This is a genomic window from Pseudochrobactrum sp. sp1633, from assembly GCF_030376605.1.
Taxonomy (GTDB): domain Bacteria; phylum Pseudomonadota; class Alphaproteobacteria; order Rhizobiales; family Rhizobiaceae; genus Pseudochrobactrum.
Genome location: NZ_JARRAE010000012.1, coordinates 67,152 through 85,335 on the forward strand (window position 1 = coordinate 67,152; position 18,184 = coordinate 85,335).

General features: G+C 53.8%; 15 protein-coding genes. 6 read left to right on the plus strand and 9 right to left on the minus strand.

Going from position 1 to position 18,184, the window contains the following annotated elements; genetic code table 11:
* Positions 1-57 precede the first annotated feature (57 nt).
* The 3 genes from P8H26_RS13595 to P8H26_RS13605 are packed head-to-tail and all read left to right on the plus strand — an operon-like array spanning position 58 to position 2,463.
* Complete coding sequence (locus tag P8H26_RS13595; protein WP_289633647.1) at positions 58-1,038, plus strand: branched-chain amino acid ABC transporter permease; 981 nt, start codon at positions 58-60, stop codon at positions 1,036-1,038.
* Entirely contained in the window at positions 1,031-1,780 is a 750-nt protein-coding gene (locus tag P8H26_RS13600) for an ABC transporter ATP-binding protein (protein ID WP_289633648.1), read from the plus strand. The genes P8H26_RS13595 and P8H26_RS13600 overlap by 8 nt, the downstream gene beginning before the upstream one ends.
* Positions 1,780-2,463 carry an ABC transporter ATP-binding protein gene (locus P8H26_RS13605; RefSeq protein WP_374708302.1) on the plus strand — a complete coding sequence of 228 codons (684 nt, stop codon included), beginning with the start codon at positions 1,780-1,782 and terminating at the stop codon, positions 2,461-2,463. Before P8H26_RS13600 ends, P8H26_RS13605 begins: the two co-directional genes overlap by 1 nt.
* Positions 2,464-2,508: 45 nt before the next feature.
* On the opposite strand, the gene P8H26_RS13610 is transcribed toward P8H26_RS13605, so the two are convergent.
* The 5 genes from P8H26_RS13610 to P8H26_RS13630 all read right to left on the minus strand — a co-directional run bounded on the left by P8H26_RS13610 (position 2,509) and on the right by P8H26_RS13630 (position 9,296).
* Positions 2,509-3,444: a LysR substrate-binding domain-containing protein gene (locus tag P8H26_RS13610; RefSeq protein ID WP_289633650.1), complete on the minus strand. Its 936-nt coding sequence runs from the start codon at positions 3,442-3,444 to the stop codon at positions 2,509-2,511.
* A 79-nt stretch (positions 3,445-3,523) separates the two neighbouring features.
* Positions 3,524-4,729 carry an FAD-binding oxidoreductase gene (locus tag P8H26_RS13615; RefSeq protein WP_289633651.1) on the minus strand — a complete coding sequence of 402 codons (1,206 nt, stop codon included), beginning with the start codon at positions 4,727-4,729 and terminating at the stop codon, positions 3,524-3,526.
* Positions 4,726-5,538 (minus strand): NAD(P)-dependent oxidoreductase, encoded by an 813-nt coding sequence (locus tag P8H26_RS13620; protein ID WP_289633652.1) that lies wholly within the window; start codon positions 5,536-5,538, stop codon positions 4,726-4,728. Before P8H26_RS13620 ends, P8H26_RS13615 begins: the two co-directional genes overlap by 4 nt.
* Before the next feature lie 60 nt (positions 5,539-5,598).
* Complete coding sequence (locus tag P8H26_RS13625) at positions 5,599-7,215, minus strand: hydantoinase B/oxoprolinase family protein (RefSeq protein WP_289633653.1); 1,617 nt, start codon at positions 7,213-7,215, stop codon at positions 5,599-5,601.
* Entirely contained in the window at positions 7,212-9,296 is a 2,085-nt protein-coding gene (locus tag P8H26_RS13630; protein ID WP_289633654.1) for a hydantoinase/oxoprolinase family protein, read from the minus strand. Before P8H26_RS13630 ends, P8H26_RS13625 begins: the two co-directional genes overlap by 4 nt.
* A 299-nt stretch (positions 9,297-9,595) precedes the next feature.
* Here P8H26_RS13630 and chrA point away from each other — a divergent pair, with 299 nt between their 5' ends.
* Positions 9,596-10,822 (plus strand): chromate efflux transporter, encoded by a 1,227-nt coding sequence (gene chrA / locus P8H26_RS13635; protein WP_289633656.1) that lies wholly within the window; start codon positions 9,596-9,598, stop codon positions 10,820-10,822.
* 108 nt (positions 10,823-10,930) lie between these two features.
* Here chrA and P8H26_RS13640 read toward each other — a convergent pair whose 3' ends face one another.
* The gene (locus P8H26_RS13640) at positions 10,931-12,922 is read right to left on the minus strand and encodes an autotransporter outer membrane beta-barrel domain-containing protein (RefSeq protein ID WP_289633658.1); all 1,992 of its coding nucleotides are present in this window, start codon (positions 12,920-12,922) and stop codon (positions 10,931-10,933) included.
* Between the two features lie 264 nt (positions 12,923-13,186).
* Between P8H26_RS13640 and P8H26_RS13645 the strand changes: the two genes are divergently transcribed.
* Together P8H26_RS13645 and P8H26_RS13650 are read left to right on the plus strand one after the other, a co-directional pair.
* The gene (locus P8H26_RS13645; protein WP_289633659.1) at positions 13,187-13,945 is read left to right on the plus strand and encodes a hypothetical protein; all 759 of its coding nucleotides are present in this window, start codon (positions 13,187-13,189) and stop codon (positions 13,943-13,945) included.
* Positions 13,945-16,959, plus strand: a complete 3,015-nt coding sequence (locus P8H26_RS13650; protein ID WP_289633661.1) for a hypothetical protein — start codon at positions 13,945-13,947, stop codon at positions 16,957-16,959. The genes P8H26_RS13645 and P8H26_RS13650 overlap by 1 nt, the downstream gene beginning before the upstream one ends.
* On the opposite strand, the gene P8H26_RS13655 is transcribed toward P8H26_RS13650, so the two are convergent.
* The 3 genes from P8H26_RS13655 to P8H26_RS13665 all read right to left on the minus strand — a co-directional run bounded on the left by P8H26_RS13655 (position 16,921) and on the right by P8H26_RS13665 (position 17,965).
* On the minus strand, positions 16,921-17,163 hold the full coding sequence (locus P8H26_RS13655; RefSeq protein ID WP_289633663.1) for a hypothetical protein: 243 nt from the start codon (positions 17,161-17,163) through the stop codon (positions 16,921-16,923). The two genes, P8H26_RS13650 and P8H26_RS13655, sit on opposite strands and share 39 nt — an antisense overlap.
* 101 nt (positions 17,164-17,264) lie before the next feature.
* A complete protein-coding gene (locus P8H26_RS13660) occupies positions 17,265-17,672 on the minus strand; it encodes a type II toxin-antitoxin system HigA family antitoxin (protein WP_289633665.1) in 408 nt (135 codons plus the stop codon).
* Entirely contained in the window at positions 17,672-17,965 is a 294-nt protein-coding gene (locus tag P8H26_RS13665) for a type II toxin-antitoxin system HigB family toxin (protein ID WP_289633667.1), read from the minus strand. Before P8H26_RS13665 ends, P8H26_RS13660 begins: the two co-directional genes overlap by 1 nt.
* Positions 17,966-18,184 lie beyond the last annotated feature (219 nt).

Genomic DNA, 18,184 nt, shown 5'->3' on the forward strand with positions numbered 1-18,184 from the left:
CTGTGATGCGGTACTGGTTCCGGTGCTGGCAAGTAAGACATGTCAGGAGCAGGGGCAATGACACGCGAAACATTGATAAGTCTGGTTTTTGCGCTGGCGCTGCCAATCATTGCATTGATTGCCAATCAGCTGGGCGAGACATTTTATATCTCACTGGTCACGCGTATTGCCATTCTGGCACTGGCGGCCACGGGACTTAATCTGGTGCTTGGTCTTGGTGGCATGGTGTCTTTCGGGCATGCTGCCTTTTTCGGGATCGGCGGTTATGTGGCGGGCATTCTGGCCAGCCATGCTGCTGACGGAACAGCGGTGATGAACTGGCCGTTTGCGATTTCCGGCAGTGACCAGATGCTGGTTATCTGGCCTGCGGCGATGCTGGTGGCGGGTCTTATCGCCCTGCCGATTGGCATGATCAGCCTGCGCACCTCGGGCGTGTATTTCATTATGATTACACTGGCCTTCGCGCAGATGATTTATTATTTCACGATTTCCTGGCCTGCCTATGGCGGGGAAGACGGTCTGTCCCTTGCGCTGCGCAATAATTTCCCCGGTGTGAACACGCTCAAGCCTTTGAGCTTTTTCCTGATTGCTTATCTTGTTTTGATGGCAGCGCTGTTTGTTTTCTCGCGCATCCGCAATTCCCGTTTCGGTGCGGCGCTGGAAGGTGCACGGCAAAATGAATTGCGGCTGGCTTCTGTCGGCATCGGCCCGTTGCGCATCAGGCTGGTGGCCTTTGTTCTCTCGGCGATGATCACGGCGCTGGCCGGTGCCTTGTTTGTTGATCTCAATCGCTTCGTCAGCCCGTCCATGTTCTCATGGCATATGTCAGGTGAGCTGATTGTGCTGATCATTCTCGGTGGCACAGGGCGCCTGTTTGGCCCGTTGATCGGCGCAGTCCTCTATGTGCTGTTTGAATTTGCACTGGGCGGTATGGTTGAGCACTGGCAGTTGTTTTTCGGATTGATTTTGCTAGGGGCGGTCATGTTTGCCCGTGGCGGAATTATCGGTCTGGTTGCAGGGAAAATCCGATATGGCTGAGACAGTTCTGGACATTAAAAATCTATGTAAAAGCTTTGGCGGGCTGAAGGCGACCGATGATGTGAGCCTGAATTTACGCAAAGGTGAAATCCACGCTTTAATCGGGCCCAACGGTGCGGGAAAATCCACCCTTATCGGCCAGATTGCCGGTACGATTAAACATGACAGCGGCACAATCCGCTTTGACGGGCAGGATATAGGCTCGCTGGGCGTAACACAGCGCGCGCAATTAGGGCTGGGGCGGACTTTTCAGGTGTCATCGCTGATGCCCGAATTTTCTGCATTGCGTAATGTGATGCTGGCTTTGCAGGCGCGGCAGGGCTCAAGTTTCCGTTTCTGGAAACCGGTGATGCAGGATACGGCACTGAAGGATGAAGCAGCAGCTGTTCTGGAGCGGGTGCGGCTCGGGTCGCGGATGCATGTGCCGAGCGCCGAGCTTTCGCATGGCGAACGCCGCCAGCTGGAGATTGCCATTGCACTGGCACTGCGCTCCAAAGCATTGTTGCTTGATGAGCCTATGGCCGGAATGGGTCCTGAGGGCTCCAAGCAGCTGACGGTATTTCTCGACGCCCTGCGCCATGAAGTGCCGGTGCTGTTGGTTGAGCATGATATGGATGCGGTTTTTGCACTGGCAGACCGGATTTCCGTTCTGGTCTATGGCCGTGTTGTTGCCAACGGTACCGTGGCAGAAATCCGCAGCAATGCACTGGTGCGTGAAGCCTATCTCGGGGAGGCGGTTTGATGTTGCTGGAACTCAATCAGGTCGAAACATTTTACGGCGCTTCGCAGGCATTGTTCGGTATTGATCTGCATGTTGAAAAAGGCGAGGTCGTCGCGTTGATGGGGCGCAACGGCATGGGTAAAACCACGACCATTCGCTCCATCTTTGGCCTGACACCGCTGCGTCAGGGCAAAGTCAGTTTCATGGGGCGTAATATTTCTGCGATGCAGCCCTATCGCATTGCGCGGCTTGGGTTGGGGCTGGTGCCGGAAGGGCGGCGCTGTTTTCCCAATCTGACTGTTACGGAAAATCTGCTGGCCTCAGCGCGCAAAGGCGAGTGGACGATTGAAGCGGTGAATGAGCTGTTTCCCCGTCTGAAAGAGCGCAGCCAGCAACAGGCCAATACTTTGTCCGGCGGTGAGCAGCAGATGCTGGCGGTTGGCCGGGCGCTGATGACCAATCCTGAACTGATTGTGCTGGATGAGGCAACCGAAGGGCTTGCGCCGGTCATCCGGCTGGAAATCTGGAAGGCTGTGCGCGAACTGAAACGGCGTGGCCAGTCTATTCTGGTCGTCGACAAAACGCTGTCGGAACTGCTGCCGGTGGCAGATCGTTGCGTTGTGCTGGAGCGCGGGCGCACGGTCTGGGAGGGTAAATCCTCTGCCATGAGTGCAGATATTCAGGATCAGTATCTCGGCGTCTGAGCCGTCTTTCTCCCGCAGGGAATTTGCGGGAGAAATAGCGGGCGGTTAGTCCGCGGTCATTTCTCTGTGCAGTATGGCTGACCAGTCTTCCGCTTTAATCCAGTCGCAGAAGGCCGCGGTGGTTTTCATCCGCCGGTAGCCGCGCGGAACAACGAGATAAAAGCCCGGAATGTCTTTCTCTTTCATCGTGCTCAGGGCATCAGTGCCGAGCGGTGCAATCAGCCGTCCCTGACGCAGATCATCAATCGCATCAATTGCCGAAATCAAACCGATACCCATACCCGCCAATGTTGCGCGGCGCATGGTGGCAGCATCCTGAAACTGCACATCGCCTTTGGCTTCAACATCCTGCACATCAAGGTGTCGCAGCACTTTCTGCCACAGATTGGTGGCCAGAACCGGATGCAGCAAGGTCATGCTCGGCAGGTCTTCCGGCTTGCGCACACGATGCGCTAATGCCGGTGCGCAACAGAGAATTTTCGGATCGCGTACCAGCAATGTCTGGTCAAATTCCGCCCATTCGCCAAAGCCCCATTGCACGGAAACGTCAATATCATCGCGGGAGAAATCGGGAATTTCCACCATAGTGGTGAGCTGCAGAACCACACCGGGCATCGTCGTGCGGAACTGCTCCAGACGGTCCATCAGATAGCGGGTGGCAAAATAGGGGCTGGCATTTACATTGATGCGGTTGCGGTGTCCGGTCTTGGTAACGCGGCGCACACCTTCAGCAAATTCATCAAAACCGGCCTGCACAAAATGCGCGAGCAAAATGGCTTGCTCTGTGGGCTCGACCATGCGGGTTTTACGGTCAAACAACATGATCCCCAGCGTGTCTTCCAGCAATTTGATTTGCTGGCTGACAGCTTGCGGGCTGACAAATAATTCGTCTGCCGCCTTGCGAAAACTGCGATACCGCATCACCGCATGAAAAACACGCAAAGCATTGAGCGGAGGAAGGCGCGGCACCCTGTCATTCATAGTCTGCGACCATGATTGCAATGACCTGAGTTGTTTGCATCGACTGCCTGCGCTCCCTTATTGATCAATAAGGCTTACATCATATCACAGCCTTTTCAAGGAAAGGCTTGTTGGCAATCACGCGCTCATAGCCCACTTCCGAGAGATCGAGCGTGCGGAACGCATTATAGGTAATCAGCTCCGACACAGCACGCCCCGTTGCGGGGCCTTGCTGCAGGCCGTGACCGGAAAATCCGTTGGCGAAAATGAAATTGGTTACCTCAGGATGACGGCCGACAATCAGATTATGATCCAGCACATTGAAGTCATAATGCCCTGCCCATTGGTTGACCACTTTGATCGCTTCAAAAGCCGGAGAGCGTTCTGCCAATGCAGGCCAGATAATCTCTTCAAACTCCTCATAACGCGGCGTGAAATCATCCCAGTCTGCAACAGGATCTTCCACAGGCGAGCAGCCGGTGAGGAAGAAACGCCCTTCAGGACGGCAGAAGACACCGCCCGGATCAATCATCAGCGGTAGTCGTCCGCCATTGACCGTGGCGCTGCCTTCCGGCGTTTTAGCACAATCATAGACGAATAAGGTGCGTTTGCGAGGTTCAACCGGCACATCCAGCCCCGCCATCCGTGCTGTTAAGGCGGCGCTGGCGCCCGATGCATTGACGATGGTGCCTGCCGAGATGGTCTGGCCGGATTTCAGCTCCACACCAGTAATGCGGTTTTGTGCGCGGTGAAGTGCCACCACTTCATCATTGATATAATCGGCACCGAGTTCACGGGCTTTGTTTTTAAAGCCATACATCAGGCCGGTATTGTTGAACCAGCCTTCACCGGAGCGGCCATAGGAGGCCAGCAGAATATCATCCGTATTGAGATGCGGAAATGCGCGGCTCAGTGCCTCACGATCCCACAACACCACATCAGCACCACAGGCGATCTGCACTTCGTGATTTTCGCGCAAAGTTTGCATCTGAGCTTGCGTATTGGCGAGGAACAGATAGCCGCCTTCGTGAAATTGCAGATCAGGTTTGTCACCGGCAACCTGCATCACTTCCGCAAAATTGCGGATAAACTGCGTGCCGAAACGGCTGATTTCCACATTAACCGGATTGGAAAACTGGTTGCGGATTGACGAGGAAGACAGTGATGTGGCTGCGCGCACATAGGTCGGATCGCGTTCTACCACGAGGATTGAACCGTCAAAATCAGGGTTTTGTGACAGGAAATAAGCGACCGAGGAGCCGATAACCGCGCCGCCAATAATCACAACATCATAATGTTGTTTCATGATTTTGCCTCGTCATCAGGATGCCCGATATCGACAAACCAGCCACCGAGACAACGGGTGGCAGGGGCATCAGGATCAGCCCGTTTGGTGCGGCCTTCCACAGCTGCGCGGTAGCTTTCCGTATGATCCTGCGGCTGATAGCCAAGGTGACCTGCCTTGCTGTTATCGACCGGCGACACACGGTTATCAGACATGCCGAAACTGATAGTAAAGCCGACACGCGGTGCGGTGATGGCCGCGGAGACCAGACGCACACAATCATCAAAAGACAACCACGACCACAACATGCGGCGGTCCGCCGGTTCCGGAAAAGACGAGAAAATGCGCAGGGCAACTGTTTCGATACCGAATTTATCCCAGTAGAGCCGTCCCAGATCTTCGACAAAACATTTGGACAGCCCGTAGAGACTATCAGGACGATGCGGGGCATCAGTGTTGATATGGGTTTCTAGTTCGTGATAGCCGATAGCATGGACTGAAGAGGCATAAATCACGCGTTTGACGCCGTTTTTGCGGGCGGCTTCATAAATATTATAGCTGCCCTGAATATTCGAGCGCAAAACTTTGTCCCATGTCGTCTCCAGCGGTTCACCGCCGAAATGCAGGATAACATCAACGCCCTCTGCCAGCTTCATGATTGCATCGGCATCATCCAGATCGCAGATCACGGCCTCTTCATTGGGCTGCAGATCGGATATAGCAACGCGGTCGCTGAGGCGTAATTTGCGCGCCAGCGGTGCCAGACCGCGCCGCAGTTCTGTGCCGAGCCTTCCGGCAGCGCCGGTAATCAGGATTGTATCAAAGTCCATGTTTTTGTACCTTTGAAGATGTGTGAGAACGGGCTGCCGGATGAGATGCTACACAGGTCATTATTTACCCTCCGTGACATAGCCCTGAAGTCTGTCCTGCTCTTTTGCCTGTGCGCAGCGCTGTGCCGGATTGCCATATCCGCCGCCACCGGGCAGGTTCAGCACCAGCCTTTTGCCCGCAGGTACATGCTGCCAGCCTTTAGAGCGCATTGTCGTGCCGTCGTCGAGCTTAACCGTGCCTGCTGTTCCGTTTTTACCGCCATTGCGGCCGCGCGGCGCCTGCGTAACGCGGTCAAACATCGCCGAGAAATCAAACTCATGATTATCCGCTGCACCGATTTCGATGACCTGTCCCAGACCACCGCGGAACTCACCATCCCCACCGGAATCCGGCCGCAATTCCTTACGCCAGATAATCACAGGACCGGTATGTTCGGTGGCTTCAATCGGCATCGTGTGCACGCCGGACGGGAAGGCCGTGGCTGATAATCCGTCGAGGGCAGGGCGCGCACCCATACCTCCGGAATTGAACATCAGCACTTCGGCATTGCGTCCGCTTTGCCCGTTCACAGGGCGCACGGAAATATGGATGTTCCACAAAGCGCCTGCCCCTTCAGCCATAATCTGACCCGGCAAAGCCTGTGCCAGCGCACCGAATACCAGATCGGGCACCATATGACCGATAACGTGGCGCAGACTAACCGGAGCCGGACGTTGCGCATTGAGAATATTGGTCTCGGATGACACGGTGAAGAAAGCCAGCGAGGCGGCATTGTTCGGAATTTCCGGTGCCAGCACGCATTTCAGCGCATAGGATGCATAGGCCTTGGTATAGATGATCGGAACATTGATGCCCCAGCGGCTCATCGGATCGCTGCCGGTGAAATCAACATTCACCAGACCGTCTTTCATATCCACTACGGCTGCGAGGCGGATCGGCGCATCATAGCCGTCAGTCATCAGTTCGCTTGACCATGAGCCTTCCGGAAACTGCGCATGACGTTCGCGCATGGCATTGGTGGTGCGCGAGAAGATGAACTCCGACAGATTGTCGAGCGATGTCAGGCCGATCTCACGCATCATATCAACAAGACGGCGATGACCAACCTCGTTACAGGCTGAGAGTGAGTAGAAATCGCCGACGACCTGATGTGGCTCACGCACATTGGCACGCAGAATGCGGATCAGGTCTTTATTGACCACACCGCGTTCGGCAAATTTCATGATCGGAATCTGAATACCTTCTTCATAGACGGATTTACCATCTGCGCCGAAGCCACGGCCGCCGACATCGACCACATGGGCGGTACAGGCGAAGAATGCGACCAGTTCGCCATTGAGGAAGGACGGCGAAACCATTGTGATATCATGGAGATGGCCGGTACCTTTCCACGGATCATTGGTGACATAGGTATCACCCTCGAACATCTCTTCGCGGGGAATTTCCTTGATAAATTCCAGTACCGCTTCGGCCATAGTATTCACATGGCCCGGTGTGCCGGTCACGGCCTGCGCCAGCATTTGCCCCTGCGGATCAAAGACACCGGCAGAAAGATCACCCGCCTCACGCACTGAGGTAGAAAAGGCGGTGCGCAGCAAAGTCAGCGCCTGTTCTTCCACCACGGAAATCAGGCGGTTCCACATGACCTGCATGCGGATTTCATCCAGTTCGCTCATGCGGATTTTCCTTTTTTCACCAGCAGAATTGTGCCGTCATGCTGTATAACCGCATCAAAAGGTGCGGTCACAATGGTGGAGGTTTCGCGCTCGGTAATGATCGCAGGGCCGGTTATGCGGTCGCCCGCTTGCAATGCTGCGCGGTCAAAAATACCGGTCGACAGCATCGCGCCGTTGCTTGGATCAAACACATCGCGTTGCTGCGATGGTGCAATCACACGCTCGCCATAGCTGACAGTGCCGCTTTGGGTGAAGTTCTGTTTGACTTCTACTTTCACCGACCATGTTACGATTTCAATCTCCGCACCTTCAATCGGGCGACCAAAGAAACGGGCATAATTTTCAATAAAGCGGTCGCGGAGGGTCGCCAGTGCCTGATCATTAAACGGTGGCTGCAGTGCAGTAACCGGAATTTCCCAGCCCTGACCCGCATAGCGCATGAAAGCGGTGACTTCACGCTCCAGCGGTGCATCAGTGCCGCTGCGCACAAAGCTTTCCGCGGCTGCACTGAGTTCTGCCAGCGTGGCATTGACTGCATCAAGATTGATGCCGGATAATTTGGCTAGATGTGAAACCAGAGCCTCATAGCCGAACGGTGCTTTGAGGAAGCCGATAGCGGAACCGACTCCTGCGCCCTGCGGGATCAGGCATTGCTCAACGCCGAGCTTTTCACACAGGCGCGCGGCATGCAAAGGTGCGGCACCGCCAAAGGCGATCATAATATTATCGGAGATGTTTTTGCCGTTCTCCACCGCATGAACGCGGGCGGCATTGGCCATATTCTCATCGACCACTTCACAAATGCCGAAAGCAGCGGAAAGCGGTTTGAGATTGAGCTTGGAGCCGACTTCTTTGTCGATGGCACTTTCGGCATTCTGCACCGACAGCTTAATCGCGCCACCGGCGAAATTATCGGCATCGAGCTTGCCCAGCATCAGATCGGCATCGGTGATCGCAGGACGCTCACCGCCACGCTGATAGCAGGCAGGGCCGGGTTCAGAAGCCGCACTTTCAGGACCGGTCTGGATGCGTCCCATCGAGTCCACCCAAGCGATAGATCCGCCGCCTGCACCGATTTCGATCATCTCGATCACCGGAATGGAGATCGGCATGCCGGAACCTTTGCTGAAGCGATAGGTACGGGCAACTTCAAAGGTACGCGCGGTTTTCGGGACGAAATTTTCGATCAGACAAATCTTGGCTGTGGTGCCGCCCATATCATAGGAAACAACATTCTCAAGACCAAAGCGGCGGGCAATAGCGGCAGCAAAGATCGCGCCGCCCGCAGGGCCGGATTCCACCAGACGGACTGGGAATTCAGACGCTGTATCAACGGAAATCAGGCTGCCGCCGGAGTGGATCATGAAAACAGGGCAGTTTGCGCCCATTTCTTTGAGACGCACTTGCAGACGTGCCAGATAATCCGCCATTTGCGGGCGCACATAGGCATTGGCGCAGACGGTGTTGAAGCGTTCGAATTCACGCATTTGCGGCGAGACTTCTGCCGAAATAGAAATGGGGATTGAGAGCTTGCGCTGCAAAATAGCACGGGCACGGCGTTCATGCTCCGGATTCATATAGGAGTGAATAAAGCCGATGGCCACCGCACCGAAACCACCTTCTGAAATCGCATCGGCGATTTCTTCCAGCTTTGCCTCATCCAGCGGCTGCAATTCCTGCCCCTGCGCATTCATGCGGCCTTTCACGGTGAAGCGATGTTCACGCACAACCAGAGGCGAGGGCAATTTCAGATTGAGATCATATTGCTCGAAACGGTTTTCACTGCGCATTTCGATCACATCACGATAGCCTTCGGTGGTCACAAAAGCTGTCTTGGCACCGCGCCGCTCAATCAGCGCATTGGTGGCCAGTGTGGTGCCGTGAATAACAATATCGAGCTCGGCAGGGCTGATGCCAGCCTGTTCCGTGACAATATGGATGCCGTCGAGAATGGCCTGCTCCGGTGCGGTATAATTGGTCAGCACTTTGGTGGAATAGAGTGTACCGCGCATATCCAGTGCAATATCGGTGAATGTGCCGCCGATATCTGCACCAAGCCGGATGTCGTTTCGGGATGTCATGCCATTTCCTTCGCTGTGTCCGGCGCATCTCCGGCTTATCTCTGGCGGGGTGCATGCTTGCGGCGGAATTATCAGAGCAAGCATTGCGGCTGCCGGATATAAATGCATGTTGGCGCGTCATCAGAAATCAAGAAAAGACACTAAATGACAAGATTTACTTGTTAGTCGCTTGGGCGTGGCCAGCTGGTTCTGTCATGCCTCTGACATGAGCGCGTCTTATGAGCCTGAAACGCTGGGCATGGCTGCTAAACCATGCAAAACCCTGTAGGGTTTGAAGGCAATGTCTTGGTTGGGGAAGCATGAACGCAAGCGATAAATCCGGCACTGGCACAGAAACGGCAAGAGGGTCCTGCGGCGAAGTTTTCCTTGCTTTTCTCAAGCTCGGTCTCACCTCATTCGGGGGGCCGATCGCCCATCTCGGCTATTACAGAGATGAGCTGGTGGTGCGGCGGAAATGGATTGATGAGGCCGGTTATGCCGATCTTGTTGCGCTCTGCCAGTTTTTGCCGGGGCCGGCATCCAGTCAGGTTGCCTTTGCGCTGGGTGTGTTGCGGGGCAATGGCTTGCTTGGTGGTCTGGCGGCATCCCTCGCTTTTACACTGCCTTCAGCTCTCGTGCTTGTGGCGCTGGGGCTGAGTGCCACGGCATTGACAGGACCCTATGCGGAAGGCTTGCTGCACGGGCTGAAACTGGTTGCAGTGGCTATTGTTGCGCAGGCTGTCTGGGGCATGGCAAAGAGCCTCACGCCGGATAAGCCCCGCGCGGCGATTGCGCTGATGGCTGTTGGTGTTGTGGTGTTTGCCACTGGTGCATCCGGCCAGATTGCTGCAATCGGCGGCGGTGCCATCATCGGGTTGTGGCTCTGCCGCAGCAACGGCGCGCCCGTGACCGGTCATCTGAATTTTCCGGTTTCACGCAGAGGCGGCATGATTGCCCTGTTTATTTTTGCCGCTTTGTTTGTGATCCTGCCGGTGCTGGCCGCAACAACCGGCGCCCAGTCTGTGGCAGTGTTTGATGCCTTTTACCGTGCGGGTGCCCTTGTATTCGGGGGCGGGCATGTGGTTCTGCCCCTGTTGCAGGCTGAAGTTGTGACACCGGAATGGGTGAGCCGCGAGGCTTTTCTTGCCGGCTACGGTCTGGCGCAGGCAGTTCCGGGGCCGCTTTTTACTTTTGCAGCCTATCTCGGTGCGGTGATGCAGCCGGAGCCGAATGGTCTGAGCGGAGCCATAATCGCGCTGACGGGCATATTCCTGCCCGGCTTGTTGCTGGTCTATGGCATGCTGCCCTTCTGGGACAGGCTGCGTCTGCGACCGGCGGCGCAAGCGGCCATGCGCGGAGCAAATGCTGCAGTTGTCGGTATTCTTGGCGCGGCGCTTTATGATCCGGTCTGGACAGGCGCTGTCTTCTCATCACGGGACTTTGCGCTGGCGCTGGCCGGTTTTCTGCTGCTCACCCTTTGGAAAGTACAGCCGTGGATTGTTGTTGCCTTGCTTGCGCTGATCAGTATGGGACTGGCTGCTTTCTGAGACATGCAGCACGCGTGTCGCATGGGCGCAATTTTATTTAACAAAAAAGCCTCACATCCGAAGTGCCGGATATCAGGCTTTTATATCGTTATAAGCTGTGCAGCTGGACTACCACTTCATTTTGAATCCGACAGTACCTTTGACAATATAGCTGTCTGCAAAATGATTGAGTGATGTATTGACCGAACCTTCGCCATAAACAGCATAGGCATTGTCGCCCCATGCATAGGTACCACCGGCACCAAGACCTGCCCATGTTCTGTCTTCATCATTGGCCAGTTTCACGTCCGCAACATTGATTTTGCTGCTGCCGGAGAGCTCCTGATAAAGATTGGCAATGCCGTAAAGCTGAGTGTTAACCGTGCGTCCGTCATCACCCTTCCAGTCGCTGCGATAATTGGCAGCAAGGCCGAGACGCGCTGTCAGGCTGTCGCCGTCATTCTTATCGACTTGTGTGCCATAGCTGTCGCTGAAGCTGTTGAAATCGAGCGAAGACCACATCAGCTGTGCCTGTGGTGTCAGCGACCAGTTGTCATTGACGGCAAAGTTCTGTCCGGATTCAATGCTCAACGCATAGCCGAAGGCATTGTGACCGTTGGTAAGGCTGTTCGCATTGTCAATTTTCAGATCACTGTCATACCAGTTGGCCTGTGCCTGACCGTCAACGTAGAAACCGTTGCTGCCATACCATGTGAGCGTGCTGCCCAGACCCCAGCTCTGTGTTTTGATCGTACCGTCACCGGCAAAAGCTGAGACATTGCTCTGCGCATTGCCATATTGACCGGTGATGCCGCCGATCAGCCTGCCATTGTCATTTTCATAGAACTGGCCATCAGCGCCGCTTTGCATAACATATGTATTGATATCCTGTTGCAGGCGGCCGGATGAGCTATTGTTGCGAAGATCGCTATGGGCGCCTTCAATGCGACCCCAGATAGCGCGGTTTTCACCGCTGCTTTGGCCCGCGGTTGAAGCAGGTGTGCCATCCTGATAGCGCTCGCCGACACGCTGCTGCAAAGTAGGCAGCTTGTTCAGCGATTGCAAAGTGCTCATATAGCCCTGATAAACCGGCACGGCTGCACTGTAGCGCGGGGTGGTTTCATTGCCATCACCATTACCATTGCCGCCATCGACAGGGTCGGTTTTGTAAACTTCGCTGACCAGATACCAGTCGCCATCGGCGGGGTCGGATTTGGCATTTTTGAGCAGTTCATAGGCATAGGCGCCACCAATGACGACCTTCTTGCCGTCTTTGGAGGTATAATCGCTGACAAGCGAGAAAGTACCGTCGGACTGGCCGCCGACTTCAATAATCTTGATGCCGTTGACTGTCTGCCCGCCAAGACCGTTACGGTTCAATACTTTCACATCAGTATCACCGGAACTGTTGCCGGTAATGACCAGCTTGTCGGTCGCCGATGTATCATCGCCAAGCACGGTTTCGATCTCGAGCACGCCGCCTTTGCCGGTATAATCACCGTCGATTGTCAATGTGCCGAGGGATGCATTGCCAGCTGCAATCACACCGCCTTTGGACAGAACGGTATCACCGATTGTGCCGATACCCTGCAAGCGCCCGCCGGAAACATCCATCGTGCCGCCGAGACGATGATCAACCTCAAGAATGCCGGATTGAACGAGTGTCTGACCGGTGAAACCTGTCTGATCTGTTGTCAGTGTGGTTTTGCCGGAGCCGATCTGGCTGAGCGTGCCTTTGCCTTCCAGCGCCGTGCCGAAGTCATAGTTGTTTTCAATGTGATTGAAATTGAGTGCGCCATTACCGGCGCCGAACTTGATGCTGCCAGCTTCAATTGTACCTGCACGCGTTGCCGCCTGACCTGTAGCGCCACCGATATTGATGACACCTTCGCTGTCTGCAGTTGTGGCAATATCAATGGTACCGGCGCCGCCAGCAGCAATGACAGCGCCACCATTATTGATGGTGAGTGTGCCTTTTTTGACGACGTTGCCGGTGCCGCCGCCAAGAACAAAACCATTGACCCGATTGTCTGTTGTAATCAACTGCGAACCGACACCTGAAACCATGACATCAGCAACAGCGTCTTCTGTAATACGTGTGTCAAAAAAGCCCGCACGCATGCTGCCTGCCTGCACGACACCGCCATTGAGAATATTCAGGGAGCCGCGAAGCAAAATGAACGGGTAGGTAACATCCCAGCGCGAGCCGGCATCGGATACAAAAATGTCGGCAGAGCCTCCGCGATCAAATTGTCCTTTACCGTCAGCGGAATCATATGGAGCTATAACGCCAATCTGTGCGGCGCTACCTAAAATTTGTCCGCCGTTGCGTATATTTATTACGGCATTGCCTTGATTGACACGTACAGGGCCTTCTAACAGGCTATGGATTATAAGCGAGCGCAGATCGCAGCGTTGCAGGCTAAAGCAGCAGGGGAAGGCAAGGCTACTGAGTATGACTTGAATCCTATCTGGGGGCAGGACGAAAAAGGCAATTCGGTCTTAGGTGTTCTCGGCAAAGATGGTTCATTTAAAAAAGTCGATACTGGCCAGTTTGATATTTCGTCCGGCACAGAACAGATCGACCTTGGCGACAGCTTTGCCATTAAAGACAAGCGTTCAGGTCAGATTATCGGTTCGGTTCCGAAAAACCTTGCAAATGCCGAGCGGGAAAAAGTTGTCGGCAAGGCTCAAGGCGAGGCTGTCGCTTCACTTCCTGCCGATTTGGCTAAGAGTGAGCAAACGGTAGGGCAGATTGATCAGTTGCTCTCCCACGATGGCTTATCTGCAATTGTGGGGCCTGCTGACCAATACCGTCCATCATGGACGATGGGATCAAGTGGCCGTGACGCGTTGGCGCGCCTCAAACAGCTTCAAGGCGGCGCATTTCTTCAGGCATTTGGGATGCTCAAAGGCGGCGGTCAAATTACTGAAATTGAAGGAGCGAAAGCAGAAGCTGCAATGGCGCGTATGGAGCGCTCGCTGAGTGAGGATGACTTTAAAACTGCTCTGAAGGATTTTCGAAGCGCAGTCTCAGATGGCATGCAAAAATTAAAACAGAAAGCTGGCGGTAACAACGCGCAATCAGGAAGTGCGCAATCTAAAAGACTTCGATTTGATCCACAGAGTGGAGGATTCAAATAATGGCAGAGTTGCGCGCATACAATCCCTCGTTGCGGGATAGGATTGCCCGCATGCTCCTTGGCGACGGAAAACCTTCGGAGACAAAACGGCGGGTAGTTCTTGGTGCGCTTGGCTCAACAGGCCTTGGTAATGACAGCCTATCAGTTTCTGACTTCACTCCGCTTGGCATGGTTCTTTCGGGTGATGAGGCTATTAGATCTGCCCAGAACGGGAACTATGGGGGGGCAGCTTTGAACGCTCTTGGAGCACTACCCGGGGGAGTGGTCACAGCCGGTGTTGCCAAGGGTGCGAAAGCGGTTGATAAAAGTGGTAAGTTTGCGTCACGTACATCAAAACTGTATGATGACATTCCTGATTTGCCTCAACGCCCTTTTGAAATGGATTATCCAAATGGCGCACAACACGACAACGGACGGCTCCTTACCGATATCGAAGGAAGACCTCTTACAGCGCCAAGAATTGCTGGACGCACAAGCCTCGGCGCAAGTGAAGTGGCGCTTACGCCTCGCGAGGTGCGATCCATCGGAGAGGAAATCACTGGGAGACCAGTACAGTTTAGAAATGGCGGAGTGGGAGAAGAGGACGGGCTTGCGAGTCTTCACTTCGATCAGTCGGGAACTCCGGTTGAAATTACTCTCCAAAGAGGGCTAACACAACAGCAGTACAATGAGGTTCTGCCGCATGAGGTGGGACATGCTATTGACCTTACGGCGGGGCGAATTCCGTTCAATGAACAGGAAGCCGCTGCCAATTATTCTCAATTATTGAGAGTAAAACATCCAGACGGGCGGATCGCTACTCCGCAAGATGTTGGTTATGAAGATTTTGAAGCTCCCTATGAGCTAAGTGCGGAAGCAATCCGCGCCTACATGTCAAATCCTAACTACTTCAAGACTGTTGCCCCCAAAACTGCGGCCAGTATCCGTGAATACGTAAACACTCACCCCAAACTCAAAAATATTATCCAATTCAACAGCGTTGCCGCAGCGGGCGGCGCTGGCGCATTGGCTATGAGCGGGACAGATCAGGCGGAGGCTGCAAGCATGGATACAGACATCATTGAAGTTGAATTGCCAGACGGTACAATTGCTGAATTTCCGGCAGGTACATCGCAGGATGTAATGCGGACTGCCCTGATGAAGCAATTTGGGCAGTCAAGCCAGATCACACCAGAGCAAGCCGATCCACGTGATAGCTTTTTGGGCAAAGTGGATTCAGTCATGCGCGGCGCTGCTGACACGCTTTCATTTGGGTTCTCTGATGAGATCGCCGCGGGTCTAGGCACTGGCTTTGGCTATCTAGGTGATTACGACCAAGAACTTGCCCGCCAGCGGGGTATTGACCAGTCAGATAGTGATGAGCGTTTCGGCTATCGTCTCGGTGGCCAGATTACCGGTGGTGTTACAGGTGGCGTGGGCTTGGCAAAATCCGGCGTGTCCCTCGGTGCGAATGCAATTAACGCAGGTAAAAGTCTCGGCAAGGTTGCTCTTGCATCGGGTGTAGAGGGTGCTACCCTTGGCGGCTTGCACGGCTTTGGCAGTGGCGAGGGTGTTGATGGGCGAGCATTAAATGGTTCAATCGGCTTGGCTGGTGGCGGCATTATAGGTGCAGCCGCACCTGCTGCAATCGCAGGCGTATCAGGGGTAGTTAAACCTTACCTTGCACAGGCAGGGGCAATGATAAATCCTGAGAAATACGCCGCCAAGGCTCTTGGTGACGGTGTTCGACGCTCTGGTAGCACTGCGGATAAAATAGCGGCCATGCTTACCGGCTCACAGGCTGATGACCAAGGCATGTTTACTGTGGCTGACGCTATGGGGCATTCTGGTCAGCGCATGCTCTCAACTGTTGCTCGTAATCCAAGCGAAATGCGCCAAACCGTTGTTGATACACTTACGCAGCGTCAAATGGGGCAGGGTGAAAGATTGTCTCAGTTCCTTGCTGATGGATTTGACGCAACTGATACAGCCGCGCAACGCGCAGCAAGTCTGACAGCTCAGCAGAAAGCCGCAGCAACAGTTAATTATGGAGCAGCCCGTGAAGCCGCGGGAACAGTTGATCCAACGTCAGCTATTCAGGCGGCAGATGATTTCTTGATGCCAGGGGCTTCACGCGTCATGAACCCGGGCAACAATATTGCGGATGACAGCATTGAATCCGCTGTGCGCCGCGCGCGGTCATACCTCACTGACGGCAACTCTATCCTAACCGACTTCAATGCCGCGTTGCGATCCAAACAGGAAATTGACGCGATGATTGAAGGGGCAAAACCAGCAGTTCAGTGCCAGTTAATCCCGATCCGTAATTCTCTCGATGAAGCTCTGGGCAATGCCTCTGAGCCATATGCGGCGGCTCGCAATACCTTCCGCCAGCAAAGCCAAGCAATTGATGCGGTTGAACAGGGAAAGAATGCAGCTTCAAGCCGGATGAGGGCGGGTGATACTATTCCTCAGTTCAACAAACTTGCGCCTGATGCCCAAGATGCATTCCGCGCTGGCTATGCTGACCCACTGATTACCAAGGTTGAATCTGCCTCTATGTCGCCAACCACTAACAAAGCACGGGCATTGGTAACGGAGAAAACGGGTCAGGAGTTTCCAGTATTCGCAGCGGCAGGCAAAGCCGATCAGTTAGGTGCACGTATTGCTCGTGAACAGCGCATGTTTGATACAGCTAATACCGCCTTGGGCGGGTCTAAGACTGCTGATAATTTGGCTGATGCGGCAGAGCTATCAAAACTCGACCCGAGTATTGTCTCAACACTTATGCGGGGTAGGCCATTCGCAGCGGCAGCGCAGGGTATTGGATCGCTATTGAATGCAGGCAGAGGGCAGCCGAAAGCTGTATCTGAGTTGATTGCCAAAGCTCTGTTAGAGACAGACCCAGAGGTTGCGCGGAAATTACTTGATACCGGTTCGCGTCAGCTCACAAAATCTGAAACTCATCGCGCTCTAGTGAATGCTATTACGGGCAATTTAGGAGCCGCTGGGGTCGCGAGGCTTGGTACGCCATGATTCAGGGACTTTGTTCCCTGTGATCTCAATCGCCCATGCCGTGAGCATAATGCCGGTGAAGCCACCAAGAGCAATCGGCCACCACTGAAATTCATTGAAGTATAGGTATCCTGCCCAAGCTAAACCGACGACAACAAACCCCTGCCAATAAGGGAATGATGAGCGGTCAATCTTTGGCTCATTTGGGTCGTGGTCTATTTGCATAAGCGTACTTTACTGGCACGGGCGGAAATGTCGAGACAAAATAAAACCCCGCCGAGCGGGGTTAGTTTCCCTCGATATTAGAGGGGCGTGGAGTTTTAGCGTTAAGCTGCGTTGGCTTTATCTCTTTGGTCATCATTCACCAAATGATACGGCTGGATGAGAACCTCTGCTGGAATGTGCCAGTCTCTGTTGAGCTTGAATGCCATATCCATAGTAAGCTGGCGCTTCTTGCTCAGAACTTCGGAAGCTCGAGAGCGTGATCCGATTACATCAGCAAGGGCAGTCTGCTTGTATCCGGCCATATTCATATGTGCCTGAATGGCTTCAATAGGGTCGGGTGTCGTAATAGGGTAGTGCTTATCCTCATATGCCTCAATGAGAGTAGCGAGGATATCGAAGCGATCACCATCAGGAGAGCCTACTTCTGGTTCATTCTCGAAGTATTTGGTAATTTCGACAATAGCCCAATCGTAGTCGGCTTCGGTTTTAATAGGACGAATATTTTCCATCACACCTTCTCCGGATTGATTTTGTCATACTCTTTATGTGTTCCGACAAACTTGATGAGAACACGGTGAAACTTGTAAGCCACATGCACAACGATACGGTACTTGTTGCCGCCGATGTCAAAAATAACGCGATTGTCACTAACAAAGTCTGCGGAGCCAAACATAGCCTTGATATCGTGTGGGCCAGACCATTCGGCCTTGCTTACCGCTAGATACCAAGCCGTCAAAGGTGCCTCAGCTTGATTGTGCTTAACCCAGAAATCTTTGAGTGCTTTTTTGGCTATGATCTGCATGGCCTTATATAGCGTATTCCCGAATTGGGAACAAGTGAAAAATTCCCAAAATGGGAAATAAATGCACATCCACAGTTTGAAAGTGTAAGTTAATGCACTTCATGGAATTATTGACAGCATAAAAGAAGGCGGCTCAGGCCGCCTTTTTCAATACTCAATCCTGAAAGGAATGGAAGATGAAGATACGTCTATTCTTTATTCATCTTATAGCTAAAGCGT

Coding starts and splice junctions, on each gene's coding strand:
- P8H26_RS13595 (WP_289633647.1), top strand. CDS start 58: ATGACACGCGAAACATTGATAAGTCTGGTTTTTGCGCTGGCGCTGCCA.
- P8H26_RS13600 (WP_289633648.1), top strand. CDS start 1,031: ATGGCTGAGACAGTTCTGGACATTAAAAATCTATGTAAAAGCTTTGGC.
- P8H26_RS13605 (WP_374708302.1), top strand. CDS start 1,780: ATGTTGCTGGAACTCAATCAGGTCGAAACATTTTACGGCGCTTCGCAG.
- P8H26_RS13610 (WP_289633650.1), bottom strand. CDS start 3,444: ATGAATGACAGGGTGCCGCGCCTTCCTCCGCTCAATGCTTTGCGTGTT.
- P8H26_RS13615 (WP_289633651.1), bottom strand. CDS start 4,729: ATGAAACAACATTATGATGTTGTGATTATTGGCGGCGCGGTTATCGGC.
- P8H26_RS13620 (WP_289633652.1), bottom strand. CDS start 5,538: ATGGACTTTGATACAATCCTGATTACCGGCGCTGCCGGAAGGCTCGGC.
- P8H26_RS13625 (WP_289633653.1), bottom strand. CDS start 7,215: ATGAGCGAACTGGATGAAATCCGCATGCAGGTCATGTGGAACCGCCTG.
- P8H26_RS13630 (WP_289633654.1), bottom strand. CDS start 9,296: ATGACATCCCGAAACGACATCCGGCTTGGTGCAGATATCGGCGGCACA.
- chrA (WP_289633656.1), top strand. CDS start 9,596: ATGAACGCAAGCGATAAATCCGGCACTGGCACAGAAACGGCAAGAGGG.
- P8H26_RS13640 (WP_289633658.1), bottom strand. CDS start 12,922: ATGCGTGCGGGCTTTTTTGACACACGTATTACAGAAGACGCTGTTGCT.
- P8H26_RS13645 (WP_289633659.1), top strand. CDS start 13,187: ATGGATTATAAGCGAGCGCAGATCGCAGCGTTGCAGGCTAAAGCAGCA.
- P8H26_RS13650 (WP_289633661.1), top strand. CDS start 13,945: ATGGCAGAGTTGCGCGCATACAATCCCTCGTTGCGGGATAGGATTGCC.
- P8H26_RS13655 (WP_289633663.1), bottom strand. CDS start 17,163: ATGCAAATAGACCACGACCCAAATGAGCCAAAGATTGACCGCTCATCA.
- P8H26_RS13660 (WP_289633665.1), bottom strand. CDS start 17,672: ATGGAAAATATTCGTCCTATTAAAACCGAAGCCGACTACGATTGGGCT.
- P8H26_RS13665 (WP_289633667.1), bottom strand. CDS start 17,965: ATGCAGATCATAGCCAAAAAAGCACTCAAAGATTTCTGGGTTAAGCAC.